This window comes from Ancylobacter sp. FA202 (assembly GCF_000380205.1).
Lineage (GTDB): Bacteria > Pseudomonadota > Alphaproteobacteria > Rhizobiales > Xanthobacteraceae > Ancylobacter.
Map to the genome: position 1 here is coordinate 1,395,253 of NZ_KB904818.1, position 26,416 is coordinate 1,421,668.

A 26,416-nucleotide genomic window follows, 5' to 3' on the forward strand; every position below is an offset into this window, starting at 1 on the left:
CCCGGCGGAGTGCCGGTGGCGGCGTGGGTGAAGGGATTTCGCGAGAGGATTCGACCATGTCCGACTTTAACCGCAACGTCTCCGTGCCGCGCTTCGGGGCGACCGCGGCCCGGACGCAGGCCGACATCGACCAGGGCCTGCGCGCCTACATGCTGCGCGTCTACAACTATATGACGCTCGGCCTCGCCATCACTGGCGCGGCGGCGCTGGGCATCTACATGCTCGCCGTCTCCGACGTGGCGACGCCCTACCAGTTCGCCGGCATCTACCTCACCGAGTTTGGCGCGACGCTGTTCGGCAGCCCGCTGCGCTATGTGGTGATGTTCGCGCCGCTGGCCGCCGTGCTGTTCCTCAGTTTCCGGGTCGACCGGCTGAGCGTCGGCGTGGCGCAGACCATCTTCTGGGTCTATGCCGCGCTTGTCGGCGTGTCGCTGGCCAGCATCTTCCTGGTCTACACGCATGAGAGCATCGTCCGGGTGTTCTTCATCACCGCGGCGGCGTTTGGTGGCCTCAGCCTCTATGGCTACACCACTTCGCGCAGCCTGTCGGGCCTCGGCTCGTTCCTGATCATGGGCCTGATCGGCATCCTGGTCGCGATGGTGGTGAACATCTTCCTCGGCTCCACCATGCTGCAGTTCATCATCTCGGTGGCGGGCGTGCTGGTGTTCGCGGGCCTCACCGCCTACGACACCCAGCGCATCAAGGAAATGTACTTCGCCGGCGACGATGACGTGGTGGCCGGCCGCAAGGCGATCATGGGCGCGCTGACGCTCTATCTCGACTTCATCAATATGTTCCTGATGCTGCTGCAGTTGTTCGGCAACCGGAACAACTGAGCTGCCGCATTGCTCCTCTGATACGAAAGCCCCGGCCCCGCGCCGGGGCTTTTTCGTTTGCGCTCCCGGCCGGCATACCGCGCCTCCCCAACGGAATGGGGTTAGGCTGCGTGCCTGCCCGGGCCGAATGAGGAGGAAGCCATGAGCTATATCGACGGATTCGTCATCGCCGTGCCGACCGCCAACAAGGATGCCTACCGCGCCGTGGCCGAGAAGGCCGCGCCGATCTTCTTCGATCATGGCGCGCTGCGTCTGGTCGAAACCTGGGGCGACGACGTTCCAGAAGGTAAGGTCACCGACTTTCGCATGGCCGTGAAGGCGACGCCCGAGGAGACTGTCGTGTTTTCCTGGATCGAGTGGCCCTCGCGTGAGGCGCGCGACGCCGGCATGAAGAGCTTCATGGAAGATGCGCGGCTGAAGGAGGCGACCGACATGCCCTTTGACGGGCAGCGCATGATTTTCGGCGGCTTCGCCCCGCTGCTCGACCTGCACAAGGGGTAGCCCCCTCTGCCCGCCACCTCACAACCGATGTGACCGTCCCGGCGATTGTCGTCATGCCGGCCGGGCGCTACATAGCCTTGGCCGGCGCCGGCCAGGAGGGCTGCGCCCCGGGAGCCTGATCCGGTCAGGTCGTCCGCCTGATCGGAGAATCAGTCTCCCCCTGATGGAGAGGCGAACCCATGAACTGGGCGGATTTCAAACGCGACGCGAACCTCATCGGCGGCGAATGGGTGGGCGCCGATGGCGGCGGCACGATCGACGTCACCAACCCGGCCACCGGCGAGGTGATCGGCACTGTGCCGAATGCCGGTACGGACGAGACCCGCCGCGCCATCGCCGCCGCCGAGAAGGCATTCGAGACCTTCTCGCGCACCACGGCGGACGAGCGCGCCAAGCTGCTGCGGCGCCTGCACGCCGCCATCATGGACAATCAGCGGGCGCTGGCGGAACTCCTCACCATCGAGCAGGGCAAGCCGCTGGCGGAATCCATGGGCGAGGTGGGCGCCAGCGCCGCCTATGTGCTTTGGTTCTCGGAAGAAGCCCGGCGCGTCTATGGCGACGTCATTCCCTCCCCCTGGGGCGAGCGGCGCATTCTCGTCACCAAGCAGGCGGTCGGCGTCGTGGCGGCCATCACACCGTGGAACTTCCCCTCCTCCATGGCGGCGCGCAAGATCGGCCCGGCGCTGGCCACCGGCTGCACCTCGGTGATGAAGCCGGCGACGCAGACCCCCTATTCCGGCCTCGCCTGGGGCGTGCTGTGCGAACAGGCGGGCTATCCCAAGGGTGTCGTGAACATTCTCACCGGCTCGGCCTCGGCCATTGGCGGCGAGATGACCTCCAACCCCACTGTCCGCAAGATCACCTTCACCGGCTCCACCCCCATCGGCAAGATGCTGATCAAGCAGGCCGCCGACACGGTGAAGCGCGTGTCGATGGAGCTGGGCGGCAACGCTCCCTTCCTCATTTTCGACGATGCCGATCTCGACAAGGCGGTGGAGGGCGCGATCGGCTCGAAATACCGCAATTCCGGCCAGACCTGCGTCTGCGCCAACCGCTTCTATGCCCAAGCCGGCATCTATGACGCTTTCGTCGAGAAGCTCGCCGCCGCCTCGGCCAAGCTCAAGGTCGGGCCGGGCCTTGAGGAGGGCGTGGTGCAGGGCCCGCTGATCGACGACAAGGCGGTGGCCAAGACCGCGAGCTTCGTTGCCGACGCGCTAGCCAAGGGCGGCCGGCTCGTCACCGGCGGCAAGCGCCATGATCTGGGCGGCCAGTTCTTCGAGCCGACCGTCATCGCCGACGCCACGTCCGAGATGAACTTCGCCCGCGAGGAGATCTTCGGCCCGGTCGCCCCGGTGTTCCGCTTCGAGACCGAGGAGGAGGCGGTGCGCCTCGCCAACGACACCGAATTCGGCCTCGCCTGCTATTTCTACACGCGCGACCTCTCCCGCGCCTTCCGCGTCTCGGAGAATCTGCGCTACGGTCAGGTCGGCATCAATGCCGGCGTCATCACCACGGAAGTGGCACCTTTCGGCGGGGTGAAGGAATCCGGCATCGGCCGCGAAGGCTCGAAATACGGCATCGAGGAATATCTCGACGTGAAATATGTCTGCGTCGGCGGCCTGTAAGCCGGCAAACTAACGCTTCAGCAAAAAGGCCGGTCTCGCGACCGGCCTTTTCATATGTCGAAAGGGCGCGCCCGTCAGGCCTTGAAGTCCTCCAACCGGAAGGGCAGCGAGCGCAGTCTCTGGCCGGTGGCATCAAAAATGGCGTTGGAGAGCGCCGGCGCCACCCCGGGCACGCCCGGCTCGCCAATGCCGGTCGGCGCATTGGCGGAGGGCAGGATATGCACCTCGACTTTGGGCATTTCCGACATGCGCAGCGGCACATAGGTGTCGAAATTGGCCTGCTCGACCACGCCGTCCTCGAGCGTGATCTCGTCATGCAGCGCCGCGCCAAGGCCGAAGCCGACGCCACCCTCGATCTGCGCCGCGATCACGTCCGGGTTGATGGCGATGCCGCAATCGACCGCGCAGACGACGCGCTCGACCTTGATCTTGCTGTCGACCACGGAAATGTCGATGACACTGCCGACCACGGTGTTGAAGCTCTCATGCAGCGCCACGCCGCGCCCCTTGCCGGGCCCGGCCTTCGCGCCCCAACTGGCCTTCTCCGCCAGCAACTTCAGCACGGCGGCATGGCGCGGCTTGTCCTTCAGCAGCTCCAGCCGGAATTCGACGGGATCCCGATCGGCCGCCCGGGCGAGTTCGTCGATCATCACCTCCACCACATGGGCGGTGTGGGTGTGGCCAACCGAGCGCCACCACAGGGTCGGCACCGCGACCTTCGGCGAGTGCAGGTCCACCGCGAAATTGCCGATGTCGTAATTGGTGTCGGAGGCACCTTCCACCGAGGTGCCGTCCACCCCCTCCTTGATCGCGAACGCCTCGAAAGGCGTGCCGGCCATGAAGGACTGGCCGACGATCTGCTGCTCCCAGCCGGCGATTCTGCCGTCGGCCGTCAGCCCCGCACGCACCTTGTGATAGAACATCGGGCGGTAATAGCCGCCCTTGATGTCGTCCTCGCGAGTCCAGATCAGATGCACCGGCGCCCGGCCGTCGATCGCCTTGAGGATGGTGGCGGCCTCGGCGACATAGTCCGCCGTGACAGTGGCGCGGCGCCCGAAAGAGCCGCCGGCATAGAGCGACTCGATCTTCACCTGCTCGGGCTTCACACCGAGAATGCCGGCGGTGACCGCCTGCTCGATGGTCTGGAACTGCGAGCCGGTCCAGATGGTGACGCCCTCGCCGGTCTTCTCGATCACGCAGTTCAGCGGCTCCATTGGCGCATGGGCGAGATAGGGGAAGGCGAATTCCGCCTCAATGGCCTTGGCCGCGCCCGCCAATCCCTTGGCAGCGTCGCCGCGGCGCGCGGCGGGCAGGCCCGGCGACGCCGCCAGCTTGCGGTATTCATCGAACAGTTCGGCGGTGCCGCGTTTTTCGGCTTTGGCCTCGTCCCATTCGAGCGAGGCGAGCGCCTCGCGGCCCTGGATCGCCGCCCAGGTGTTGGTGGCGAGCACGGCGACGCCGGAGGGCACCGCCACCACCTCGACCACACCAGGCACCTTCTTGGCCGCCGCCGCGTCGAAGCTCTTCACCGTGGCGCCGAAACGGTCGGGCCGGCGGACCACGGCGGTCAGCATGCCCGGCCGGCGCATGTCGAGCGCATAGGTCGCGGTGCCGTCGGTCTTCACGGTGGAATCGAGGCGCGGCAGCCTTGTGCCGATCAGCGTGAAGTCCTTCGGCTGCTTCAGCGTCACCTCGGCCGGCACCGGCAGCCTGGCGGCCGCTTCCGCGAACTCGCCAAAGATGCCGGAATGGCTGCCGCTTTTCAGAACGCCCTTCTTGACCGTGACGGTCGACGGCGCCACGCCCCACTGCTTGGCCGCAGCCTCGACCAGCATGGCGCGCGCGGCGGCGCCCGCCCGACGCAACTGGTCCCAGCTATTGGCGACCGAGGTGGAGCCACCCGTGCCCTGCACCGGGCCGAAGGCGAGGTTGTTGTAGAGCTTGGCGTCGGCCGGGGCGAAGGCGGTCCGCATCTGGCTCCAGTCGGCGTCGAGCTCTTCGGCGACGATGGTCGGCAGGCCGGTGGTGACGCCTTGGCCCATGTCGACATGCTTGATCAGCACCGTCACCGTGTTGTCGGGGGCGATCCGCACAAAGGCGTTCGGCATTGGTGGGGCGGCGGGGGCGGCGGCCTCTTCCGCCAACGCCAGGCGCGGGCCGAGATGCAGGCCGATCACCAGCGCACCGCCGGCGGCACCGAGGCCCTTGAGGAAATTGCGACGGGAAGCGGCGAGCGGCGTGCCCATGCCCGCCAGCATCTGCCGGTAGTGGTCGGGTGTGATGAGGTGCATGGCGCTCACGCGAGGTTGGAGGCGGCTTCGTGGATGGCGGCGCGGATGCGCTGATAGGTGGCGCAGCGGCAGACATTGCCGTCCATGGCGGCGTCGATGTCGTCGTCGGTCGGCGTGCGGTTCTCGCTGAGCAGCCCCACTGCCGACATGATCTGGCCGGGCTGGCAATAGCCGCATTGCACCACGTCGAGCGTGCGCCACGCCTCCACCACGGCCTCGCCGACCTTGCCGGTGGCGGCGACGCCCTCGATTGTGGTGATGTTCTTGCCCTCGACATCGGAAACGAAGGTCTGGCACGAGCGCACCGGCGCGCCGTCGACATGCACCGTGCAGGCGCCACACAGGGCGGCGCCGCAGCCGAACTTGGTGCCGGTCAGCCCGGCAATGTCGCGAAGCGCCCAGAGCAGCGGCATGTCGCCATCAGCGTCGAGCGTTTGTTCGCGTCCGTTGAGTGTGAATTTCATGTCCGCCCTCTCCTTCCCGGGGATGAGGACGCGCAACGGCATAGGCTCACCCCCGCCTCCCGGCGACGGCAAGCCGTGATGTCTGCGCTCCCGCGCGGAGGCTAACGCTTCATGATGGCCATCATCTAATCACCGTTCCGTGATGCCCGCGCAACCTCAGGGCGCAACTCTCTGCCTACGCCACCACCTCGGTGCGCAAGCCGAGCAGGTCGCGCACGAAATCGGCGAGATCGGCGATGTCATCGACGATGCGGTCGTCGCCCCGGCTGGCGGAAGCGTAGAAGATGCCGTCAAGCATCAGGCCGATGCGGCGCGCGGTGCGGGCAATGTCGACGGAAGCGAACCGGCCGCTCGCCACCCCGCGCGCCAGCGCGCCCTCCAGCAGCTGCTTCTCGCGGCCATAGAAGCCGGCGATCAGGGCGTCGAGCTCGTCATCGCGCAGGCCCGAGCTGGCATAATCCGCCATCAGCTTCACCATCTGCGCGAGGATGGGCGCCAGCTCCATATGAATGTCGAGCCAGGCGAGAATCTCCTCCAGCGGCTCCGCCCCGTCGGCACGGCGCGCCTCATAGCCGGCCATGAGTTGCTCGATCGCGTGCCCAAGGGCGCGCCGCACCAGATCGTCCTTGTTGTCGAAATAGTGGTAGAGCAGCCCGACATTGATGTCGCAGACCAGCGCGATGTCCCGCACCGTCACGACAGAGAAATGGCGCGTCGCGAACAGCCGCAAGGCTTCTTCGAGGATCATCCCCCGCCGCTCGGCGGGCTGGAGGCGCTTGCGCGCGGTGCGGGCCGTCATCGGTTTCCTCCGTATTTTTACGGAATTTTCTGCCTTGCTCATATGCTAGGCGTGCCCATTTGTTGGGCTTGCACACGATATTAAGTCACCGTTTAATAGCCCGGTCCAGCCATTTCAGCGACCGGAGCCACTCCTCATGAAGCGCATAATCAGGGCTGCAGCCGTCCTCGCCAGCCTCACCGCCGCCGTCCTTGCGGGAGCGCCTGCGGCGCAAGCCGCGCCGAAGAAGAGTTTCAAGGTCGCCTACACCGTCTATATCGGCTTCATGCCCTTCGCCTACATGAAGTCCTCCGGCATCATGAAGAAGTGGGCCGACAAATATGGCATCGAGGTCGAGGTCATTCAGGCCAATGACTATGTCGGCTCCATCAACCAGTTCATCGCCGGCGAGATCGACGCGGTCGGCGTCGCCTCAATGGACGGCCTTACCATGCCGGCCGCTGGCGGCGTCGACACCTCCATCGTCCTGATCACCGACTATTCCGACGGCAACGACATCGTCGTCTCCAAGACCGCCAAGGACGTGAAGGAACTGGCGGGCCAGGACGTGTACCTGCTGCAGTACAGCGTCTCGCACTATCTGCTGAACCGCGGCCTGCAGCTCGCCGGCATCGATGATCCCACCGCCGCCAAGACGGTGAACATCTCGGATTCGGAAATCTCCGCCGCCTTCATCTCGCAGGACGAGATGAAGCACGCCGTCTCGTGGAAGCCGCTGACCGAGGACATGCTCAAGGTCAAGGGCGCCACCAATCTGTTCGACAGCTCCAAGATCCCCGGCGAGATCATGGACGTGTTCATCGGCAACACCCAGAACATCAAGGACAACCCGGATTTCGCCAAGGCCGTGGTCGGCGCCTGGTATGAGGCGCTGGGCATCCTCAAGGCCGGCGGCGCCCCCGCCGAGGAGATGCGCGCGGTCATGACCAGCGCCATGGGCACCGATGCCGGCGGCCTGCAGGCGCAGCTCGACACCACCCACTTCTTCTACACCCCGGCCGATGCGCTGGCCTTCCTCACCTCGGCCGATAACGCCAAGATCTGGGACAACATCCGCACCTTCTGCTTCCAGCAGGGCCTGTTCGGCCAGGGCGCTACCAGCGTCGACACCATCGGCATCGAAGTCGCCGATGGCACGGTGCTGGGCGACAAGGCCAACATCAAGATGCGGGTCAATGCCAGCTTCACCAAGGACGCGGTCGACGGGAAGCTGTGAGACCGCGACCTGCGCCCCGGACAAGCGGCGCACCGCGCCGCGCCGATCCGGGGCACAGGGGACGCTCCGGCGAAGCCTGGGAGACTGCTGCAAAGCGCCGTCATCCTGAGGTGCGAGCGAAGCGAGCCTCGAAGGATGGGATGTCACGTGCCTGAACATCCTTCGAGACCCGCCCTCCGGTCGGGCACCTCAGGATGACGGTCATCGCGGGACGAGGTTCAGCCCCCGGGATGACGATCGCAACCGAAAGGCCCCCCATGCGCCGCATCATCAATTACGCGCCACGTCCCGGCGTCCGGCTCATCCTCGCCTTGCTGCCCTTCGTCGCGGTGCTGGCGATCTACATCCTCGCCTCCAATGCGCGCCTCGCGGTGGAGCCGGCGGACAAGCTGATGCCGAGCTTCGCCAGCTTCTGGACCACCATGGTGCGGATGGCGACGACGATCGACCGGGCCACCAGCCAATATCTGCTGTGGTGGGACACCTGGCTCAGCCTGCAGCGGCTGTTTCTCGGGCTCGGCATCTCCGCCCTGCTCGGCCTGGTGCTCGGGATCATTGTCGGCTTCGTGCCCTATCTGCGCGCCACCTTCGAGCCGTTCTTCGCCGCTTTTTCGCTGATCCCGCCGCTCGCCGTGCTGCCGATCCTGTTCATCCTGTTCGGCCTCGGCGAAGCCTCCAAGATCGTTCTGATCGTGTTCGGCATCGCGCCCTTCATCATCCGAGACGTGATGCTGCGGGTGTCCGCCATTCCCGCCGAGCAGATCATCAAGGCGCAGACGCTCGGCGCCTCGACCTGGCAGATGATCGTGGGCGTGGTGCTGCCGCAGGTGATGCCGCGCCTCATTGACTCCGTGCGCCTTTCGCTCGGCGCCGCCTGGCTGTTCGTCATCGCGGCGGAGGCCATCACCTCCGAGGGCGGGCTTGGCTACCGCATCTTCCTGGTGCGTCGCTACCTCGCCATGGACGTGATCCTTCCCTACGTGATCTGGATCACCCTTCTCGCCTTTCTCATGGATTACGCGCTGCGCCGGCTCGCGGTGGCCGCCTATCCCTGGGACCAGATAAAGGCGACCTGACATGACCACCATCCGCTTCGAGAATGTCTGGAAGGAATATGACGAGCGGGTCGTGCTGGAACAGGTGAACCTGTCGCTGGCCGACCACGAATTCCTCGTCATCATCGGCCCCTCCGGGGTCGGCAAGACCACGCTGCTGCGCATGCTGCTGTCGCAGGAGCAACCGACGCGCGGGCGAATCCTCCTCGACGGCGAGCCGATCGCCACCGAGCCCACCGCCGACCGGGGCGTGGTGTTCCAGCGCTATTCGGTGTTTCCGCACCGCACTGTGCTGGGCAATGTGATGATGGGGCCGCAATGGGCCGGCGCGCCCTTGCTCGGCCGTTTCTTCGGCGCCCGCCGCAGGGCGCTGGAAGAGCGCGCCATGGCGCTGCTCACCCGCGTCGGCCTCGGCGAGCACGCGCATAAATACCCCGCCCAGCTGTCCGGCGGCATGCAGCAGCGCCTCGCTTTGGCGCAGGCACTGATCATGAAGCCGAAAGTGCTGCTGCTCGACGAGCCCTTCGGCGCGCTCGATCCCGGCACCCGCAAGTCGATGCACGAGCTGGTCGGCGAGCTGTGGGAAGAAAACCGCATGACCATCGTCATGGTCACGCATGACCTGCCCGAGGCCTTCCTGCTCGGCACCCGCGTCATCGCCGTCGACCGCCGGCGCAACGACCCGCAGGCGCCCGAGCGCTTCGGCGCCACCATCGTCTCCGATTTCGAAGCCAAGTGCCGCAGCGTGCGCGAATCCAGGGCCTTTGAGGCGGAGCGCGAAAAGGTCCGCCTCGCCCTCCTCGCCGGCACATCCCCCGCCGTGGGCGCCCCGGCCGTCCCGGCATTCGAGACCGCTTTAGTGAAGGACTGACAGCAATGGCCGACAAGCGCTTCCATCTCGCCTGGTTCATGAACTTCACGCCCGACGAATGGCGCGAGCCGTTCGGCCAGGGCGGCAATCCATGGGACGGCCAGTTCTACATCGAAATGGCCCAGGCCATGGAACGCGCCTGCTTCGATCTCATCATGATCGAGGACAAGCTGATGGTGCCCGAGACCTTCGGCGGCTCGCGCGACCTCTCGCTCAAGCACGCCATGATGGTGCCGAAGGCCGATCCCGCGCCGCTGGCTGTGGCGATGGGCATGGCGACCAAGCATCTCGGCGTGGTGGCGACGCTCTCCACTATGGCCTACCCGCCCTTCATGCTGGCGCGGCTGTGCTCGACCATCGACAGCCTCACCAAGGGCCGTTTCGGCTGGAACGTCGTCACCTCGGCCGAGGACCTGATGGCGAAGAATTTCGGCATGGACAAGCTGCCTCCGCGCGAGGACCGCTACGCCATGGCCGAGGAATACATGGAAGTCTGCGACAAGCTGTTCAACAGCTGGGAGCCGGACGCCGTGGTGCTCGACCGCGCCAATGGCATCTATGCCGACGGCTCCAAGGTCCACACCATCGACCACAAGGGCACCTATTACCAGGTGCGCGGCCCGCTCAACACCGTGCCCTCGCCGCAGCGCCGCCCGGTCTATCTGCAGGCCGGCGCCTCGCCGCGTGGGCGCGACTTCGCCGCCCGCTATGCCGACGCCATCGTCTCGGTGGCCAATGGGGTCGAGGGCATGAAGGCGTTCCGCGCCGACATCCGCGCCCGCGCCGCCGCCATCGGTCGCGACCCCGACGAGATCAAGGTGTTCTTCTGCATCACGCCGAGCCTCGGCGAGACCGAGGAGGAAGCCCGCGCCCGCTTCGACCGCGTGACCTTGTCCGACAATTTCGCCAATGACGTGCTGATCTCTATTTCGGCCATCACCGAGATCGACTTCGCCCAGTTCGACCTCGACCAGCCGCTACCGGAAAAGCTCGTCACCAATGGCGAATCCGGCACGCTCGACAAGTTCCAGCAATGGGGCTCCGGCAAGACGCTGCGCCAGCTGGCGGCCGATGGCGGCGGCGGCCTCGTCTCTTCGCTGGAACTCATCGGTACGCCGGCGCAGGTGGCGCAGAAGATGGGCGAGGCGATGGAAGAGGTCGGCGGCGACGGCTTCCTCATCACCACACCAGTGCTGCGCGTCTCCCGCCGCTACATCACCGAAATCTGCGACGGGCTGGTGCCGGAACTGCAGAGGCGCGGCCTCACCCGCACCGAATACAAGCACCAGCTGCTCCGCGACAATCTGCGCGAGTTCTGATCGGCGATCCCACATCCGCGAACCAAGGGCGCGGCACGCCGCGCCCCGCATCAGCGCCGGCAAGGCTCCGGCAGAAGGAGAAGGGCATGCCCCCCCCGTGCTCGCCGCTCGACGGCGCTCCCGCCACCACACCTCCCGCCGTCACGCGGGAGGGCTTTCGCAACGCCATGGCGCGCCTGGGCGCGGCGGTGAACATCGTCACGACAGACGGGCCGGGCGGGCGCCACGGCTTCACCGCCTCGGCGGTGTGCTCCGTCACCGACAGCCCGCCGACCCTGCTGGTCTGCCTCAACAAGGGCTCCTCGGCGGCCGGCCCGGTACATGCCAATGGCGTCGTCTGCATCAACACGCTGGCGGCGGGGCATGAGCCGCTGTCCAACCTGTTCGGCGGCCGCACCCCGCCGGAGGAGCGCTTTGCCAGCGGCACCTGGCGCGTGGCGGCCACCGGCGCGCCGATGCTGGTCGGGGCGGTGGTCGCCTTCGATTGCCGCATCGTCCGCACGGTCGAGGTCGGCACCCATAATGTGCTGTTCTGCGAGGTGGTCGGCGTCGCCGAAGGCGGCTCGAATGAGAGCCTGATCTATTACAGCCGCCGCTACCACACGCTGTCCGGACCCACCGACGACTGACGCGCCCCGTGCGCGCGCCTCAGCTGCCGCGATAGGTGGAATAGCTCCACGGCGTCACCACCAGCGGCACATGATAGTGCCCTTCCGGTTCGGCGATGCCGAAGCGGAGCGGCACCGTGTCGAGGAAGGCCGGGCCGGGCAGGTCGAGGCCGCGCGCGGTGAAATAGGCGCCGATATGGAACACCAGCTCGTAGCGCCCCGCCCGCAGCGGCGCGCCCGAGATCAGCGGCGCGTCGGTGCGCCCGTCCGCATTGGTCGTGGCTTCCGCCAACAAGGCCCGCGCGCTCGCCCCCACCTCGAACAGTTCCACCCGCACGCCCTGCGCCGGCCCGCCCTTGTGGGTGTCGAGCACATGGGTGGACAGCCGCCCATGCACCTTTGGCAGGCCCGGCCCCTGCACCCGCTCCACCAGCCGCAGCGCGGTGATATGGCCGATCTCGACCAGCGCCGAGGCGAGTTCCGCTTCCCGCCCCTGCAGCAGCCGCGCCTCGAAAGCGTCGAGCAGCGCATCGCGGGTCTGCCGCCGCACGCAGATGACGAAGGGAAAGCCGAAGCGGGCGCGATAAGCGGCGTTCAGCCGCTCGAACCGCGCGAATTCCTCGTCCGACAGCCGGTCGAGCCCCAGCCCCGCCTGCTCCGCCACCGAGGCGGGAGCGATGTCGCCCGCCCGCGCCGCCTTGCCGGCGAGATCGGGATGCGCAGCCACGAAGGCGACCCGCTCCGCCTCCGGCCGCGCCCACACGACAGCCATCAGCGCCTCATGCAGCGCTGAGACCGTGTCGAACGGCGCATGGGCGAAAGCGGCCGCCGCTACCCATGGCGCATGCTCGAAAATGCCGTCCAGCGCGGCGATGAAGCCATCCCGGTCGAGGGCGTTCAAGGCGTCGAGGGAAAGGGGCTCGTGCACGGTCACTCCTCGCTTGTCACCGCTGGCTGGAACGGGTCGCCGGGCCGGTCGCGATCATAGACGCAGCGCCCGGCGATATAGGTGGCGCGCACCGCCCGGTCGTCGCCCAGCGTCATCAGAAGGAACAGCAATTCCTCGATCGAGGCGCAATAGCCGGCACGGAATTCCATGAACGGCGTCGCCTTCGGGTCGAGCACGCAGATATCGGCCTCCAAGCCCGGCGCCAGCCGGCCGATCCTGTCGTCCAGCCCCAGCGCCCGCGCCCCGCCAAGCGTGGCGAGATAGAAGCCCTGCACCGCGTCAAGCTTATGGCCGACCATCGCCGCCACCTTGTAGGCCTCGTTCAGCGTCTGCAATTGCGAGAGCGAGGTGCCGCCTCCCACATCGGTGCCGAGCCCCACCATCACCGGCCGGCGCGGATCGACCGCGTCGAACAGCCGAAACAGGCCGCTGCCCAGAAACAGGTTCGAGGTCGGGCAATGCGCCAGCGCCGCCCCGGCCTGATGGCAGGTGCAGAAATCGCCCTCATGCAAATGGATGCCATGGCCGAACATGGAGCGCGGCCCCACCAGCCCGGCATGGGCATAGACATCGAGATAGGAGGCACGGGCGGGGAACAGTTCGCGCACCCATTCGATCTCGGCCGGGTTCTCGCACAGATGCGTCTGCAGGAAGAGCCCGTCGCGGGTCTTCAGCAGCGCCCCGGCGGCGTCGAGCTGGGCCTCGGTCGAAGTGGGCGCGAAACGCGGCGTAACGCAATAGAGCGCCCGCCCGCGCCCATGCCAGCGCTCGATTAGCGCGAGGCTTTCATCATAGCCGCGCTGGGCGGTGTCGAGCAGGCCGGCCGGCGCGTGACGGTCCATCAGTACTTTGCCGGCGATCATCCGGGCGTCGAACCGTGCCGCCTCCTGGAAGAAGGCGTCCACCGATTGCGGGTGCACGGTGCAGTAAACCATCGCCGTGGTGGTGCCGGCGCGCAGCAATTCGCGCAGGAACAGATGCGCCACCCGGCGGGCATGGCCGGCATCGGCGAAGCTCATCTCGGCGGGGAAGGTGTAGGTCTCCAGCCATTCCAGCAATTGCGTGCCGAAGGCGCCGATCACCTGCATCTGCGGGTAATGCACATGCGCGTCGATCAAGCCGGGAAGGATGAGGTGGTCGGGGTAATGCGTGACCTCGATGCCGGCGGGCAGCGCGTTCTTCAGCTCGGCATAGGGGCCGAAGGCGGTGATGAGCCCACCCTCGATCACGACAATCGCGTCGTCATGATACTCCAGGCAGCCGCGCGAGGGCTGCTCGAACGGATTACCCGCTAGCGTCGCCGCGGGCCCGCGCAGCGCCATTGTTCGGCCCGGCATGCTCATGGTGTGGCGTCCTTTGCAGCGTGCGAGGGCAGCCGCGCATAGAGCTCGTCGGCCATGAACGGCGTGGCCCGCAGCCGCACGCCGGTGGCGTTGAAAATCGCGTTGGCCAGCGCCGCCGCCACCGGGTTGAACGGGCTCTCGCTCATCGACTTCGCCCCCATCGGGCCGATGCAATCATGCGTATCGGCAAAGAAAACGTCCGTGCGCGGCACATCGGCGAAGGCGGGAATGTGGTAGCCGCGAAAGCTGGGATTGGTCACCGCGCCCTGCCCATCCATCATCAGCCGCTCATAGAGCGCCGCGCCGATCGCCTGCGCCACCCCGCCCTCCACCTGCCCCCGGCACTGCATGGGGTTGACCACCGTGCCGGCATCCGCGCCATGCACCGAGCGCAGGATGCGGATCTCGCCTGTGCGGGCATGCACCGCCACTTCAAAACCCTGCACGTTGAAGGCGACCGAGCGCGGCGTGCCCGAGGCATCGCCCACAGCCTCCAGCGGCGCCAGAGCGGCGAGCGCGATCCGCTTCTCCCCCGCCACCACGGCCTCGCCCTCGATCCGGCAATCCCCGGCTGCCACGCCCAGAAGGCCGGCGGCGGCCTCCCGGATCATCCCCGCCAGAGCCTTGGCGGCCGCCTGCGTCGCCGCGCCCGCCACCACCGTGCCGGTCGAGCCATAGGCGCCGGTGTCGTGCTCGACATGGGCGGTGTCGGACTGGCGCACCAAAATCTGCTCCGGCCGGGCGCCGAGCAGCGTCGCGGCGATCTGCACATGCACGGTCGTGGTGCCGTTGCCGAATTCCGCAGTGCCGGTGAGAAGTTCGTAGGTGCCGTCGGGCATCAGCGTCAGCCGCGTCTGCGCGACATGGCCCCGCGGGGGAATGGTGTCGATCATCGCCGCAGCGAGGCCCCGCCCCACACGCCAGTCGGCGCCAAGCCGCGAGGGTGAGGGCGTGGGCGTGGGCGTGGGCGTCGTCAGCGCCGCCTCTACCCGGTCGAGGCACTGGTCGAGCCCGTAGCTGCCCATTTCCACATCGTGATGCGGCGCGCCGGAGGACACCATCGCCTCGCCCGGCCGCACCATGTTCAGCCGGCGCAGCGCGACGGGGTCCAGGCCGAGCTTGTGCGCCAGCTCGTCCATGGCCGATTCCACCGCGAAGATGGTCTGGCTCAGACCATAACCGCGAAAGGCGCCGCTCGGCAGGGAATTTGTATAGACCGACCAGCCCTCCACCTTCTTGTTCGGGCAGCGATAAAGCGCGACGCTCTCGCCCGAACCGTGGAAAAGCACGCCGGTGGCATGGTTGCCATAGGCGCCGGTGTTCAGCAGCATCCGCATGGAAAAGGCGGTCAGCCGCCCGTCCCGCGTCGCGCCGAGCTTCACCGTCACCTTCATCGGGTGGCGGCTGGTGGAGGCGGCGAATTGCTCGGCGCGGGTATATTCCAGCTTCACCGGCCGCCCGGTCTTCAGCACGGCGAGCGCTACGATATCCTCGGTCAGCATTTCCTGCTTGCCGCCGAAGCCGCCGCCCACCCGCGCGGCGAAGACGCGCACGCCCTCGCGCGGCAGATCGTAGAGCGCGGCCAGCGCGTCGCGGGTGAGAAACGGCGTCTGGGTGGAGCTGCGGATCACCAGTCGCCCCTCACCATCGCGCCAGCCGATGCAGCCATGGGTTTCCAGATGCGCGTGCTGCACACGCTGGCTCTCATAGGTCGCCTCGTGGATCACATCGGCCTCGCCGAAGCCGGCGGCGATATCCCCCACCTCGCCGGACAGCGCCGCGACGATGTTGCGCGAGGGGTCGGCGATGCGGCTGTCCGGCCCCTTCTCGCCATGCACCAGCGGCGCACCGGGCGCCATCGCCTCTTCAGGGTCGAACACCGCCGGCAGAAGCTCATAGTCGACCCGGATCGCCGCGCATGCCGCCTCGGCCGCGGCTTCGCTCACCGCCACCACGGCGGCCACGCGCTGGCCGATATGGCGCACCACATCGTCGAGCACGCGGGTGTCGTCGACATCGTCGGTGGCGTGGTGATGGCGCGCGGTGGAGAACAGCCGGTGGGGCGCATCCTTATGGGTCAGCACCGCGACGACGCCGGGCAAAGCGAGCGCGGGCGAAGTCTCGATGGCGCGGAGGCGCGCATGCGGGTGCGGTGAGCGCAGCAGCTTCATGTGCAGCAGCCCCGCCAGCTCCCCCTCCGGCGCGACATCCATGGTGTAGCGCGCGGCGCCGGTCACGATGGCCGGCCCCGCCGGCGCCGGAACACTGCGGCCGACGCGGCCCTCCTGCGCGTCGGCCTCCACCGTCACCACGCCGCCCACCGCATCGGCGATGGCGGCATAGCCGGTGCAGCGGCAGAGATTGCCCTTGAGCGCATCGGGCAGGTCCGCGCGCTGCCCCTGGTCGAGCGCGGCCGAAGTCATCACCATGCCGGCGGTGCAGAAGCCGCACTGGAAGCCCTGCGCCTTGAGGAAGGCGTCCTGCATCGGGTGCAGGCCCTCCCCTGCAGCCGTGCCGGCCAGCCCCTCGATGGTGGTGACGACCCGCCCCTCGGCGCGGAAGGCGGGGGTGATGCAGCTGTGCACCGGCCGCCCGTCGAGATGCACCGTGCAGGCGCCGCAATCGCCGGCGTCGCAGCCCTTCTTCACCCCGAACCAGCCCAGTTCCCGCAGCAGGGTGCGCAGGCACTGGCCGGGACGAGCTTCAGTATCAAAGGCGCGGCCATTGACGGTGAGCCTCACGCGCCTTCCTCCGCCAGTTCGTCGCGGATTTCCCCCGCCAGCAAAGCGGTCATGTGGCGGCGCCAGTCGGGGCGGCCGTGCATGTCGTCATAATAGAGGGGCTCGGGGATGGTCGCCGCCAGCCCGGCGGCGAGCGCGTTGGAATCGGGCACTCCGGCAAACGCCAGTCGCACCGGCCGGCGGGTCGACGCAGTAATGGTGAGAACAAAGGTGCCGTCCGTATCGTGGGTGCCGATCAGCAGCACGCCGGAACGCCCCAGCGGGGTCAGCGAGGCGCGGCGGAAGGCGGCCCGCCGGCGCAGCGCCGCAGCGGGAAGATGAACCGCCCGCAGCACCTCGCCGGGCGCCAATGCCACCTCGCGCGGCCCGCGCACGAAATCGGCGATCCTGACCCGCCGTTCGCCGCCACCGGGCGCCCACAGCACGCCCTCACCCTCAAGCGCGGCAGCAAGGGAGATCATCGGTCCGGCCGGCAGGCCGAGGCAGATATTGCCGCCGACCGTCGCCATGTTCCAGATCTTGAACGAGGCGAGGAAGGCACGGCAGCACTCCCGGATGAGGAAGGCCGCCCGCCACTCCATCGGCGCCTCGAAGCCGTTGAGCTCCTCAATCGTGCAGGTGGCGGAGAGAGTGAGCCCGTCCGCATCGGCGCGCAGCGGTTCCCAGCCGAGGCCGGCGAGGTCGATCAGCCGGCGGATGGAGGGCTGCGGTTCGGAGAACAGCCAGGTGCCGCCGCCGAGCACGGCATCGCCCTCGCGCGCCGGCGGCAGTTCGGCCCGCCCGCGCGGGCGCAGCACATCCGTGACCGCGTTGAGGTCCATCCGCCGATCCCCGTCGCCGTTCCCGTCGCCCGCTCAGCCGCGCCCCACAGTGCAGACGATCTGGCCGTGCGGCTCGTCGGTCGGGGTGAACACCTGACCGTCAAAGGCGCGGCCGAAGGGCGAGAGGTCGATCGGCAGATAATGCTTGTTCGGGCAGGCCATGGAGATTTCCGCCACCTCGGGCACGGCGGCCAGCACCGCCTCGCCCATCTGGTACAGCGTCGCCTGCACGCCGGGGCTGTAGGTGGTGGCGAACACCTTCAGCGCCGCGTCCAGCACCGCTGCATTGGCGGCTTCATAGCTGGCCGGCACGCCGCTCCAAAGCCACTGCGCCTCCATGGCGGTGGCGAACAGCCGGTCGGCGGTCGGCTTCAGTGTCGTCGCCTCGTCGAACCAGTAGTCTTCCCAGCCGGACTGGGTGGTCTTGAGGAAGGTGAAGCCGTCGACCCCCGAGGCGAGGCGGGTGCCCTCGCGGGTGGCCGCCAGCGTCACGGTGGGCTTGCCGTTGCCGTCGAGCACGAAGGCATGGTCGTGCGGGGCGCCCTCCACGTCGATCCGCCGCCATTTCGTCTCGTGCGCGGAAATGTCGACACCGGCGACATGGGGGTAGCGGTCGAGGAAATACTGCGCCAGCGCGCCGGCGAACACCTCGTTCTCCGCGCCGACATGGTCGCGGGCGACGATGTTGATGATGTTCTTGATCGAATCGGTGGCGATCACCTGCCGGTTGTCGCCCTGCGTGTAGGCCGCCGTGAAATCGCCGGTCAGCATCGCCTGGACGGAAAGCTCGCGCACCTCGTGGCGGGCGCTGTCGCGCTGCACCCGCATGATGCGCACGCGGCCCTTGCCATAGCTGTTGGAAATGAGCGGCATGGGCACTGTCCCCCAAGGAGCGGATTTATCGGCGGATCGGTCGGCTACACGGTTGCGCATGCGAAACCGGTGCCAGTCTGGCACCGCGGCGCGCCGCGCGGAAGTCACCTAGACCAATGGGACCGAAACGCCGCAGCGTTGCCGCAGGCGGGCAAGGGCGCGGCGGAATACCTCCGCGTCCTCGCGTGCCTGCGCCAGCACGATCGCGCCCTGAATGCCGATGAGGACTTCCTCGGCCCGCTCCATCACATCGTCGGCGAGGCCGTTGCGGCGCAGTGCCGCCGCAAGCGCCATCTGCCAGCGCCAGAAATAGGCATCGATGATGACCGCGAAGCGTCCACGGGTAGCGCCCAGGGCGAAGGCGCCGAGAAGGCAGCTGCGCCGGCCGGAGCGGAAATAGGCATCGACATTGGTGAACATCGCGTCGAGGCTCGCACTCGCCCCGCCGGTTTCACCCCCGCCGTTACCCTCGCCCAGCGGGGCGAAGATCTCGCGCTCGAACCAACCATCGATATCGGCCAGCACCGCCGCCGCCATCTCTTCCTTTCCGCCGGGAAAGAAATGGTAGAGGCTGCCCTTGCCCAGGCCAGTGCGCTGGGTGATCAGCGCCAGGCTGCTGCCCTCATAGCCATGCTCGCGAAACACCTCGCCCAGCAAGGGCACGATATCGCGCCGCTCGGCGATGAGGCGGGCCATCAGGGCGCTTTCATCGGATAGGGCGTGCCAGTGAAGCGGTGGAACAGCGCCGCTATCCCCACCATCGCCAGCGCACCGACGGCCACCGGCATGAACAGGAACGCCCAGTTCGGATCGGCGGCGAAGACCAGCAGCGGGTCGGCGCCGGCCGGCGGATGGGTGATGCGCAGCAGCGCCATCAGCGAAATGGCCACGCCGACGGCGAAGGCGGCGGCCCACCAGTTTCCCGGCAGCACCATGTGAAGCGCGATCGCCGACGCCGTCGCCACCAGATGGCCGCCCACTACATTGGCCGGCTGCGACAGCGGGCTGTTGGGCACCGAGAACAGCAGCACGCTGGTGGCGCCGAACGGCACCATGAGCAAGGGCGTGCCGGCATAGAAGCTCAGCGCCCCGGTGACGCCGATGGCGATCATGGCGCCGAGGCCGGCGAGCAGGGCGGCGCGCGGCGTGTGCGGAGGCTGATGGCGGTGGAGATAATGACGCATATCAATGTACCAATCGGCTTAGAGTTTACCGAACAGTACAGACCGTACCCCACCCTGTCCAGCGCGGAAGCGGGTGGCGCGTGCCCGGCGGCCGGGCCAACATACGCTCCCCCTGCGCTCAAGCCGAGTTTGCCATGACCACCGCTTCCCCTGTCGCTTCCGCCCCCTCCGGGCCTGTGGCACGCCCCTTTCGCCTCGACGGGCGCGTCGCCCTCGTCACCGGGGCGGGGCGCGGGCTCGGCTTCGAGATGGCGAAGGCGCTCGCCGCGGCCGGTGCGCGGGTGGTGATCAATGGCCGTCACGCCGGCCGGCTTGAGGCCGCGGCGGCGGCCCTCACCGGCGCCACCGGCCGCCCCGTCGCCATCGCGCCCTTCGATGTCGCCGACCACGCCGCCGGGCGCGCGGCGATCGCCGCCCTCGTCGGCGAACACGGCCGGCTCGACATATTGGTCAACAATGTCGGCGCCCGCGACCGTCGCCCGCTGAAGGATTTCGTCCCGGGCGAGGTGGAAGCCCTCTTTGCGGCCGATCTCGTCGGGCCGATGCTGCTGGCGCGCGAGGCGGCCGAGCACATGGCCACGCACCGGCATGGTCGGCTGATCACCGTCACATCGATCGCCGCCCACATCGCCAACCGGCACGACCCGGTCTACACCGCCGCCAAGGCCGGCCTCGGCGGGCTGATGCGCGCGCTGGCGGTCGACTATGCCAAGGCGGGGATCACCAGCAATGCCATCGCGCCCGGCATGTTCGCCACCGAAACCAATGCCGGCCTGGTCGCCGATGCCAACTTCTCCGCCTTTGTCGATATCCGCGTGCCGCTCGGCCGCTGGGGCCGGCCGGAGGAAATCGGTGCGGCCGCCGTGTTCCTGGCCTCGGATGAAGCCTCCTTCGTCAATGGTCATGTTCTCGTCGTCGATGGCGGCCAATCGGTAAGAATGTAGCGGGTCGCCACAGCATCTTTTCGATCCGGGTGATTTCTCTGCGACGTGAAACGCTTTAGAAAGCCGCGCAGCACCTGATGGAGCGGAGAGAAACGGATGAGCTTCAGCGATGAACTGCGGCAGGAGAACGCGCAGGACTGGCAAGCCTGCGTCGATCACCGTTTTGTCCGCGAGATCTTCACCGGCACGGTGCCGCCTGAGATGATGCGCCGCTATCTGGCGCAGGACTACCAGTTCATCGACGGCTTCGTCGCCCTGCTCGGCATGGCGATCGCCACCGCCGACCGTTTCGACTCCCGCATCCGCTTCGCGCAGTTCGCGGCGATGATCACCAGCGACGAGAACACCTATTTCCAGCGTGCCTTCGTCGCGCTTGACGTGCCGGAGGCCGAGCGTGCCCACCCGGTGCTGACGGCGCCGACCACCGGCTTCCAGGCCTTGATGAGGGACGCCGCCGCCAGCCGGGACTATGCCAGCTGCCTGGCGGTGCTCACCGTGGCCGAATGGCTTTACTTGAGCTGGGCGGACCGCCCCAGCGAAGAGCTGCCGCCCGACTTCGTGCATGCGGAATGGATCACCCTGCACAATAATGACGGCTTTCGCAGCTTCGTCATCTGGTTGCGCAGTGAACTGGACCGCATCGGCGCAGCTGGCGACGCGGTCCGCCGGGCCGATGCCGCCGCCTTCTTCCGCCGCGCCGTGACGCTGGAGCGGGCTTTCTTCGATCACATCTACGAGTGATTCGATACAACCCGCTGTGCAACCCCTGACGTCCAAGGATTGTACTTCACGGCGAGCTTCATCAAGAAATTGTGCGCAGCTGTCTGTGTCTCGTTTATTTCTCCGCAGCCTTTCCTCGCGCGCGCGAGGTGCCAAACGCCAATACATGCGACCACTGTCGCCATGCGGAAAGCCGCGATCGGACGAAGCGAAAAACCTTTGCCGCCGCAGGACTTCATTCGACTTGACGCAACGGCCACCGCAACATCGCACCATGCCGCCGGAAGCCTCCATAAATAGAGACTCACCCGGGCTAGTTTTCATGTCGAAGCAGAGAAACTGCCACAGCGATGCCGCTTTGCTTGTCGATTGCTTATTGACGTTTCGATGGTTGATGTTAAATCGATATCAGATTCAATGGAGAAAATAGATGTCTGAGCAGGAAAGCGTGTCGGCCGACTATCTCGGCCTCACCGCGGATGTCGTTGCGGCTTTCGTCGGCAACAACTCGGTGCCCGCCGCCGAGCTTCCGGATCTGATCGCCAAGGTGCATGGCGCCCTGCTTCGTCTCTCCACTCCCGCTCCAGCTGTCGTCGAAGAGGTGCTGAAGCCTGCGGTGCCGGTGAAGAAGTCGGTGACGCCGGAATATATCATCTGCCTGGAAGACGGGCTCAAGTTCAAGTCGCTGAAGCGTCATCTGCGCACGAAGTACAATATGACGCCCGAGGAATACCGCGCCAAGTGGGGCCTGCCGAACGACTATCCCATGGTCGCCCCCAGCTATGCTGAAGCGCGCTCCAACCTGGCGAAGAAGATGGGCCTCGGCCAGCAGCGCAAGAAGCCGGTGCCGGCCCCGGTGCCGAAGCCCCGCGGCCGCGCCAAGAAGGTCGCCTGAGGCACACAGCTCGGCTGAAGCCTGTCATGGCAGCGGCCGTCACGCTGCCAAACGGGTTCGCCCCTTGAGGGCACGGATAGCAAGAAGGCCGCGTCGGCATTGCTCGACGCGGCCTTTTTCTTTGGGTTAAGCCGGCCTCGGCATCCCGGGCCCGGCATCGCCCGCCAGCCAGCGCTCGACGAAGGCCTCCAGCCAGAGACGTATACGGGCATCATGCTGCAGCCGATCGGTGAAATGCGCCCGGCGCGGGCGGGCGCCCGGCAGGTCCAGCCTCTCCCCGCCGCGCACCGTCCAGCGGCACATCATGTGATGCGTCACCTCCGGGTGAAACTGGATGCCATAGGCACGGGCACCGTAGCGGAAAGCCTGGTTGGGAAAGGTTGGCCCCTCCGCCAGAAGCTCGGCGCCTGCGGCGAGGTCGAAGCCTTCGCGGTGCCAGTGATAGACATGATCGGGCCAGTGCGCCGGACCAGCGGGCGCTTGCGGAGCCGGGTCCTGCAGCAGCTGCGTGCCGGCATCGGTGGCGCGGATCGGGTAATAGCCGATTTCGACCAGCCCTTCCGGGTGCGGCGCGACGCGGGCGCCGAGGTGGCGCGCCAGCATCTGCGCGCCGAGGCAGATGCCGAGATAGGGCTTGCCCTCGCGCAGCGGCACGCCGATCCAGTCGATCTCGGCCCGCACATAGTCATGGCAATCATTGGCGCTTTGCGGGCCGCCGAACACCACCGCCCCGGCATGGCCGGCGAGCGTCGCCGGCAAGGCGTCGCCGAGGCAGGGCCGCCTGATGTCGAGCCGGTGCCCGCGCTCGGCCAGCAGCCGCCCGACACGACCGGGGGAGGAATGCTCCTGGTGGAGCACGATGAGAACGGGAAGCGGGTTTTCTGCGAAAGCCATGATCTCGGTGCGGCACGAACCGGGTTGGAACGCTGGGCCCCCACCCAAGCAAGGATGACGCCACGATTCGCCCCGCGCCTCAACCCCGCATATTGCGGGGCGGACGATCAGCCCTCAAAAGCGTCGCGCACGCGCTTGCGGATATCCACCCGGTCGCGGGAGGTGATGTTGAGCAGCTCGGCCGCGCGCCAGACCAGGTTGTCCTCGAACTCGGTCAGCCCGCCATCGGCATAGGCCACCTCGAACATCATCTCCACCACGCGGCGGCGGCCCTCCTCGTCCATGGCGCGGTTGAGCACGCTGGTGAAGGCGTAGAGATCGACCGCCTCGGCATCGCGGGCGATGGCGGCCTCCAGCAGCTTTTCCGCGTCGTCCTCGGAGAGGGTGAAGCGGGCGGCGAGCAGGCGGCGCAGCTTGTCCATCTCGTCGGCGCCGATCACGCCGTCAATCGTCACCACATGCACCAGCAGCGCGGCGGCCGCCAGCCGGTAGTCGTTCTCGGCAAAGGCGGAGGTCTCGCGACCGCCCCCGGCAATCTCGGCAATGAAATCGGTCAGCGAGCGCAGCATGCCGGACGGCTCCTCCTGCGGCGGGTCGATCGGTTCGGCAATGGGATGGGGTCCGGCGGCGGACCTGAACCGTGGGTAACGCAATCACTGCAGGGGCGCAACGGCCGGCCGGTCGCGCGCGCGCGAAGCTGCGGCGTCGGTGCAGGCGCGCCACACCTCGACGCCGCAGCTTGCCAGCAACCCAAGCAAAAAAGCCCGACGGGGTCGAGGAACCCGCCGGGGCGAGGTTACGGTTGGGGCGGGCCCGGGGGCGCCGCCCTCTTCGAGGCCGCCCTATTCGAGATAGTCGGCGTAGCGCGAGACGTGGTCGGCCAGCCCCAGCGCGTGGTTGCGCACCAGCACCTCGGCCGCATTGGTATCGCGCGCTTCCAGCGCCTGGATGATGGCGAGGTGATCCTGAATCGAGCGATCGGCCCGGTTCTCCTCGGCAATGGTCTTGCGGCGGATCATCCGCATATGGGTGAAGAGGTTTTCCGCCAGATTGACCAGGATGCCGTTGCCGCCCATGGCGATGATCGTCTGGTGAAACTGGATGTTCACCTCCGAATATTCGTCGAGCTTGGCATGGGGCCCGCCCGCCTCGTCGAAGGAGGCGAACATCTGCCGCAGCCGGCCGATTTCCTCGTCGCTGGCGTGGACGGTGATCAGCCGCGCCGCGAGGCTTTCCAGCGCCGCCCAGACCTGGATCATCTCGATCACTTCGCGCCGGGTCTTGCGCACCACATAGATGCCGCGCCGCGGCACCGAATGGACGAAGCCTTCGCGTTCGAGCTGGGCCATCGCCTCGCGCACCGGGGTGCGGCTGACGCCGAGGCTCTGGGCGAGCTGGCGCTCGTCGAGGCGCACCTCGTTCGACTGGTCGTAGATGTTGAGCGAGACGATCACCTCCTTCAGCGCGGTATAGGCGCGGTTCTTGAAGGTGGACGTGTCTTCGAGCGGCGCCACGGAGAGCTTGGCCGCTCCTCCATTCACCCGGCGGATGGTGCTTTCGACGCTCATCATGATGCTTCCATCCCCCGCCTGCTGCCGGGCATCGGCCCATGGCATCGGCGATGAAGCTTCGTATCGGCGTAGATCATTGGCGTTGCCTCCCGTCCCCCGAAACGCCGGTTCGCGCTTCCGTCCGCCGGCCACCTTCTGCTGCGTGGCTCGGGCGCCGGAGTGTCCCGCGACCGTTGATGGCCCGATTTCCCTCTCCGGGGGCGAGGGATTCGGCGGAAGAGCGATTGGCCCCGCCCTTCGCCTGGGCGCCCCGAAAGGGATGACGCAAGGTCAGCCCTCTCGCGGCAGAACCCGCCGCGCGATGACGCGCGGCGGGTCGTTCGTGTGCGTGCCTCAGGCCGGCTGGGTGGTGTTGCCACGCAGCTTGCTGAAGCCCATGGCGATCAGCGGCCACAGGCCGGCGATGAGGCCGAGAGCCATGATCGTCGACACCAGCGGGTTCGACCAGAACACCGCGATCGAACCGCCCGAGCCGAGCAGGGACTGGCGGAAGGCTTCCTCGGCGCTGTCGCCGAGAACGATGGCCAGCACCAGCGGCGCCAGCGGGTAGTTCGTCTTCTTCAGGAGATAACCGAGGACGCCGAACACCATCATCATCAGAACGTCGAAGACGTTGTTGTTCACCGTATAGGCACCGATGGCGCAGATCACCAGGATCACCGGGGCGATGATCGAGAACGGAATGCGCAGGATCGAGGCGAACAGCGGCACCGTGGTCAGCACCAGGATCAGGCCGACGACATTGCCGAGATACATGGAGGCGATGAGGCCCCACACGAATTCAGCCTGTTCGACGAACAGCATCGGGCCGGGCTGCAGACCCCAGATCAGCAGGCCGCCGAGCAGGACCGCGGCGGTCGGCGAACCGGGAACGCCCAGCGCCAGCATCGGGAGCATGGCGGCGGTGCCGGCGGCGTGCGCGGCGGTCTCGGGGGCCACGACGCCCTCGATCTCGCCATTGCCGAAGTTCTTGCCGTTCTTCGACACGCGCTTGGCGATGCCATAGGCCATGAAGGAGGCCGGGGTGGCACCGGCGGGCGTGATGCCCATCCAGCAGCCGATGATGCAGGAGCGCAGCGACGTGGCCCAGTATTTGGGCAGCGTCTTCCAGGTCTTCCACACCACCTTCGGGTCGATCTTCGCCGCCTTGCCGCGGAACTCCAGGCCTTCTTCCATGGTGAGCAGGATTTCACCGATGCCGAACAGGCCGATGACCGCGATCAGGAAGTCAAAGCCGTTGAGCAGCTCGGTGACGCCGAAGGTCAGGCGCAGCTGGCCGGTCACCATGTCGAGGCCGACCGCCGCGAGGGCGAAGCCGATCATCATCGACACAATGGTCTTGGCCGGCGGTTCCTTGCTCATGCCGACGAAGGAGGCGAAGGCGAGGAAGTAGACCGCGAATTTCTCGGCCGGACCGAACTGCAGCGCGAACTGGGCGACCAGCGGCGCGATCAGCGTGATCATCACGATGGCGAAGAAGGCGCCGACGAAGGACGAGGTGAAAGCGGCGGTCAGCGCCTCGCCTGCCCGTCCCGAGCGCGCCATGGGATGACCGTCGAAGGTCGTCGCCACGGACCAGGGTTCGCCCGGAATGTTGAACAGGACCGAGGTGATGGCGCCGCCGAACAGCGCGCCCCAGTAGATGCAGGTCAGAAGGATGATCGCCGAGGTGGGCGACATCGAGAAGGTCAGCGGCAGCAGGATGGCGACGCCATTGGCGCCGCCAAGGCCCGGCAGCACGCCGATGATCACGCCGAGCAGGATACCGATCACCATCAGCAGGATGTTGAACGGATCGCCGGCTATGTAGAAGCCGTGATAGAGGTTGATGAAATTATCGACGATCATGGGCGCGTTTCCCTGGGAGCGGCCGCAACCGGCCCCGTCTTATTCTGT

Annotated in this window: 25 protein-coding genes; 11 read left to right on the forward strand and 14 right to left on the reverse strand. The window is 67.3% G+C overall.

Features of this window, described 5'->3' with window-relative positions:
* Nucleotides 1–56 precede the first annotated feature (56 nt).
* The 3 genes from A3M1_RS0106310 (at nt 57) to A3M1_RS0106320 (ending at nt 2,962) form a co-directional block, all read left to right on the forward strand.
* The gene (locus A3M1_RS0106310; RefSeq protein ID WP_018388109.1) at nt 57–836 is read left to right on the forward strand and encodes a Bax inhibitor-1/YccA family protein; all 780 of its coding nucleotides are present in this window, start codon (nt 57–59) and stop codon (nt 834–836) included.
* A 141-nt stretch (nt 837–977) separates the two neighbouring features.
* Nucleotides 978–1,337, forward strand: coding sequence for a DUF1428 domain-containing protein (locus tag A3M1_RS0106315; protein WP_018388110.1), 360 nt, complete (start codon nt 978–980; stop codon nt 1,335–1,337).
* A 179-nt stretch (nt 1,338–1,516) separates the two neighbouring features.
* Nucleotides 1,517–2,962, forward strand: a complete 1,446-nt coding sequence (locus A3M1_RS0106320) for an NAD-dependent succinate-semialdehyde dehydrogenase (protein ID WP_018388111.1) — start codon at nt 1,517–1,519, stop codon at nt 2,960–2,962.
* Nucleotides 2,963–3,036: 74 nt separating this feature from the next.
* Here the strand turns inward: A3M1_RS0106320 and A3M1_RS0106325 are convergent, their stop codons facing one another.
* The 3 genes from A3M1_RS0106325 to A3M1_RS0106335 form a co-directional block, all read right to left on the reverse strand.
* Entirely contained in the window at nt 3,037–5,253 is a 2,217-nt protein-coding gene (locus tag A3M1_RS0106325; RefSeq protein ID WP_018388112.1) for a xanthine dehydrogenase family protein molybdopterin-binding subunit, read from the reverse strand.
* A 5-nt stretch (nt 5,254–5,258) separates the two neighbouring features.
* Nucleotides 5,259–5,717, reverse strand: coding sequence for a (2Fe-2S)-binding protein (locus A3M1_RS0106330; RefSeq protein ID WP_018388113.1), 459 nt, complete (start codon nt 5,715–5,717; stop codon nt 5,259–5,261).
* A gap of 175 nt (nt 5,718–5,892) precedes the next feature.
* On the reverse strand, nt 5,893–6,516 hold the full coding sequence (locus A3M1_RS0106335; protein ID WP_018388114.1) for a TetR/AcrR family transcriptional regulator: 624 nt from the start codon (nt 6,514–6,516) through the stop codon (nt 5,893–5,895).
* A gap of 136 nt (nt 6,517–6,652) precedes the next feature.
* On the opposite strand from A3M1_RS0106335, the gene A3M1_RS0106340 reads away from it, so the two are divergent.
* The 5 genes from A3M1_RS0106340 (at nt 6,653) to A3M1_RS0106360 (ending at nt 11,606) form a co-directional block, all read left to right on the forward strand.
* A complete protein-coding gene (locus A3M1_RS0106340; RefSeq protein ID WP_018388115.1) occupies nt 6,653–7,732 on the forward strand; it encodes a putative urea ABC transporter substrate-binding protein in 1,080 nt (359 codons plus the stop codon).
* A 257-nt stretch (nt 7,733–7,989) separates the two neighbouring features.
* Complete coding sequence (locus A3M1_RS0106345) at nt 7,990–8,808, forward strand: ABC transporter permease (RefSeq protein ID WP_018388116.1); 819 nt, start codon at nt 7,990–7,992, stop codon at nt 8,806–8,808.
* A 1-nt stretch (nt 8,809) separates the two neighbouring features.
* Nucleotides 8,810–9,658, forward strand: a complete 849-nt coding sequence (locus A3M1_RS0106350) for an ABC transporter ATP-binding protein (RefSeq protein WP_018388117.1) — start codon at nt 8,810–8,812, stop codon at nt 9,656–9,658.
* Between the two features lie 5 nt (nt 9,659–9,663).
* Nucleotides 9,664–10,977: an NtaA/DmoA family FMN-dependent monooxygenase gene (locus tag A3M1_RS0106355; RefSeq protein ID WP_018388118.1), complete on the forward strand. Its 1,314-nt coding sequence runs from the start codon at nt 9,664–9,666 to the stop codon at nt 10,975–10,977.
* Between the two features lie 167 nt (nt 10,978–11,144).
* Nucleotides 11,145–11,606: a flavin reductase gene (locus tag A3M1_RS0106360; protein WP_245261865.1), complete on the forward strand. Its 462-nt coding sequence runs from the start codon at nt 11,145–11,147 to the stop codon at nt 11,604–11,606.
* A 19-nt stretch (nt 11,607–11,625) separates the two neighbouring features.
* Here A3M1_RS0106360 and uraD read toward each other — a convergent pair whose 3' ends face one another.
* The 7 genes from uraD to A3M1_RS0106395 form a co-directional block, all read right to left on the reverse strand.
* Nucleotides 11,626–12,519, reverse strand: coding sequence for a 2-oxo-4-hydroxy-4-carboxy-5-ureidoimidazoline decarboxylase (gene uraD / locus A3M1_RS0106365; RefSeq protein WP_018388120.1), 894 nt, complete (start codon nt 12,517–12,519; stop codon nt 11,626–11,628).
* On the reverse strand, nt 12,516–13,877 hold the full coding sequence (guaD, locus tag A3M1_RS0106370) for a guanine deaminase (protein ID WP_371258737.1): 1,362 nt from the start codon (nt 13,875–13,877) through the stop codon (nt 12,516–12,518). The genes uraD and guaD overlap by 4 nt, the downstream gene beginning before the upstream one ends.
* Complete coding sequence (locus A3M1_RS0106375; protein WP_018388122.1) at nt 13,874–16,618, reverse strand: molybdopterin cofactor-binding domain-containing protein; 2,745 nt, start codon at nt 16,616–16,618, stop codon at nt 13,874–13,876. The genes guaD and A3M1_RS0106375 overlap by 4 nt, the downstream gene beginning before the upstream one ends.
* Entirely contained in the window at nt 16,615–17,439 is an 825-nt protein-coding gene (locus A3M1_RS0106380) for an FAD binding domain-containing protein (protein ID WP_018388123.1), read from the reverse strand. Before A3M1_RS0106380 ends, A3M1_RS0106375 begins: the two co-directional genes overlap by 4 nt.
* A 33-nt stretch (nt 17,440–17,472) precedes the next feature.
* Nucleotides 17,473–18,312 (reverse strand): factor-independent urate hydroxylase, encoded by an 840-nt coding sequence (gene pucL / locus A3M1_RS0106385; RefSeq protein WP_018388124.1) that lies wholly within the window; start codon nt 18,310–18,312, stop codon nt 17,473–17,475.
* Between the two features lie 108 nt (nt 18,313–18,420).
* Complete coding sequence (locus A3M1_RS0106390) at nt 18,421–19,008, reverse strand: TetR/AcrR family transcriptional regulator (RefSeq protein WP_018388125.1); 588 nt, start codon at nt 19,006–19,008, stop codon at nt 18,421–18,423.
* Nucleotides 19,008–19,496: an HPP family protein gene (locus tag A3M1_RS0106395; protein ID WP_018388126.1), complete on the reverse strand. Its 489-nt coding sequence runs from the start codon at nt 19,494–19,496 to the stop codon at nt 19,008–19,010. Before A3M1_RS0106395 ends, A3M1_RS0106390 begins: the two co-directional genes overlap by 1 nt.
* 134 nt (nt 19,497–19,630) lie before the next feature.
* On the opposite strand from A3M1_RS0106395, the gene A3M1_RS0106400 reads away from it, so the two are divergent.
* The 3 genes from A3M1_RS0106400 to A3M1_RS0106410 all read left to right on the forward strand — a co-directional run bounded on the left by A3M1_RS0106400 (nt 19,631) and on the right by A3M1_RS0106410 (nt 22,055).
* Complete coding sequence (locus A3M1_RS0106400) at nt 19,631–20,440, forward strand: SDR family oxidoreductase (RefSeq protein ID WP_018388127.1); 810 nt, start codon at nt 19,631–19,633, stop codon at nt 20,438–20,440.
* Between the two features lie 96 nt (nt 20,441–20,536).
* Nucleotides 20,537–21,181 (forward strand): TenA family protein, encoded by a 645-nt coding sequence (locus A3M1_RS0106405; protein WP_018388128.1) that lies wholly within the window; start codon nt 20,537–20,539, stop codon nt 21,179–21,181.
* Between the two features lie 409 nt (nt 21,182–21,590).
* On the forward strand, nt 21,591–22,055 hold the full coding sequence (locus tag A3M1_RS0106410; protein ID WP_018388129.1) for a MucR family transcriptional regulator: 465 nt from the start codon (nt 21,591–21,593) through the stop codon (nt 22,053–22,055).
* Nucleotides 22,056–22,181: 126 nt separating this feature from the next.
* On the opposite strand, the gene A3M1_RS0106415 is transcribed toward A3M1_RS0106410, so the two are convergent.
* From A3M1_RS0106415 to A3M1_RS0106430, 4 genes are all read right to left on the reverse strand, one after another.
* Nucleotides 22,182–22,949 carry a glutamine amidotransferase gene (locus A3M1_RS0106415; protein WP_018388130.1) on the reverse strand — a complete coding sequence of 256 codons (768 nt, stop codon included), beginning with the start codon at nt 22,947–22,949 and terminating at the stop codon, nt 22,182–22,184.
* 107 nt (nt 22,950–23,056) lie between these two features.
* Nucleotides 23,057–23,518, reverse strand: a complete 462-nt coding sequence (locus A3M1_RS0106420) for a TerB family tellurite resistance protein (RefSeq protein ID WP_018388131.1) — start codon at nt 23,516–23,518, stop codon at nt 23,057–23,059.
* Between the two features lie 273 nt (nt 23,519–23,791).
* Nucleotides 23,792–24,520 carry an FCD domain-containing protein gene (locus A3M1_RS0106425; protein ID WP_018388132.1) on the reverse strand — a complete coding sequence of 243 codons (729 nt, stop codon included), beginning with the start codon at nt 24,518–24,520 and terminating at the stop codon, nt 23,792–23,794.
* Between the two features lie 333 nt (nt 24,521–24,853).
* Entirely contained in the window at nt 24,854–26,368 is a 1,515-nt protein-coding gene (locus tag A3M1_RS0106430; RefSeq protein ID WP_018388133.1) for a tripartite tricarboxylate transporter permease, read from the reverse strand.
* Nucleotides 26,369–26,416 lie beyond the last annotated feature (48 nt).

Coding starts and splice junctions, on each gene's coding strand:
- A3M1_RS0106310 (WP_018388109.1), top strand. CDS start 57: ATGTCCGACTTTAACCGCAACGTCTCCGTGCCGCGCTTCGGGGCGACC.
- A3M1_RS0106315 (WP_018388110.1), top strand. CDS start 978: ATGAGCTATATCGACGGATTCGTCATCGCCGTGCCGACCGCCAACAAG.
- A3M1_RS0106320 (WP_018388111.1), top strand. CDS start 1,517: ATGAACTGGGCGGATTTCAAACGCGACGCGAACCTCATCGGCGGCGAA.
- A3M1_RS0106325 (WP_018388112.1), bottom strand. CDS start 5,253: ATGCACCTCATCACACCCGACCACTACCGGCAGATGCTGGCGGGCATG.
- A3M1_RS0106330 (WP_018388113.1), bottom strand. CDS start 5,717: ATGAAATTCACACTCAACGGACGCGAACAAACGCTCGACGCTGATGGC.
- A3M1_RS0106335 (WP_018388114.1), bottom strand. CDS start 6,516: ATGACGGCCCGCACCGCGCGCAAGCGCCTCCAGCCCGCCGAGCGGCGG.
- A3M1_RS0106340 (WP_018388115.1), top strand. CDS start 6,653: ATGAAGCGCATAATCAGGGCTGCAGCCGTCCTCGCCAGCCTCACCGCC.
- A3M1_RS0106345 (WP_018388116.1), top strand. CDS start 7,990: ATGCGCCGCATCATCAATTACGCGCCACGTCCCGGCGTCCGGCTCATC.
- A3M1_RS0106350 (WP_018388117.1), top strand. CDS start 8,810: ATGACCACCATCCGCTTCGAGAATGTCTGGAAGGAATATGACGAGCGG.
- A3M1_RS0106355 (WP_018388118.1), top strand. CDS start 9,664: ATGGCCGACAAGCGCTTCCATCTCGCCTGGTTCATGAACTTCACGCCC.
- A3M1_RS0106360 (WP_245261865.1), top strand. CDS start 11,145: ATGGCGCGCCTGGGCGCGGCGGTGAACATCGTCACGACAGACGGGCCG.
- guaD (WP_371258737.1), bottom strand. CDS start 13,877: ATGAGCATGCCGGGCCGAACAATGGCGCTGCGCGGGCCCGCGGCGACG.
- A3M1_RS0106380 (WP_018388123.1), bottom strand. CDS start 17,439: ATGGACCTCAACGCGGTCACGGATGTGCTGCGCCCGCGCGGGCGGGCC.
- pucL (WP_018388124.1), bottom strand. CDS start 18,312: ATGCCGCTCATTTCCAACAGCTATGGCAAGGGCCGCGTGCGCATCATG.
- A3M1_RS0106390 (WP_018388125.1), bottom strand. CDS start 19,008: ATGGCCCGCCTCATCGCCGAGCGGCGCGATATCGTGCCCTTGCTGGGC.
- A3M1_RS0106395 (WP_018388126.1), bottom strand. CDS start 19,496: ATGCGTCATTATCTCCACCGCCATCAGCCTCCGCACACGCCGCGCGCC.
- A3M1_RS0106400 (WP_018388127.1), top strand. CDS start 19,631: ATGACCACCGCTTCCCCTGTCGCTTCCGCCCCCTCCGGGCCTGTGGCA.
- A3M1_RS0106405 (WP_018388128.1), top strand. CDS start 20,537: ATGAGCTTCAGCGATGAACTGCGGCAGGAGAACGCGCAGGACTGGCAA.
- A3M1_RS0106410 (WP_018388129.1), top strand. CDS start 21,591: ATGTCTGAGCAGGAAAGCGTGTCGGCCGACTATCTCGGCCTCACCGCG.
- A3M1_RS0106415 (WP_018388130.1), bottom strand. CDS start 22,949: ATGGCTTTCGCAGAAAACCCGCTTCCCGTTCTCATCGTGCTCCACCAG.
- A3M1_RS0106420 (WP_018388131.1), bottom strand. CDS start 23,518: ATGCTGCGCTCGCTGACCGATTTCATTGCCGAGATTGCCGGGGGCGGT.
- A3M1_RS0106425 (WP_018388132.1), bottom strand. CDS start 24,520: ATGATGAGCGTCGAAAGCACCATCCGCCGGGTGAATGGAGGAGCGGCC.
- A3M1_RS0106430 (WP_018388133.1), bottom strand. CDS start 26,368: ATGATCGTCGATAATTTCATCAACCTCTATCACGGCTTCTACATAGCC.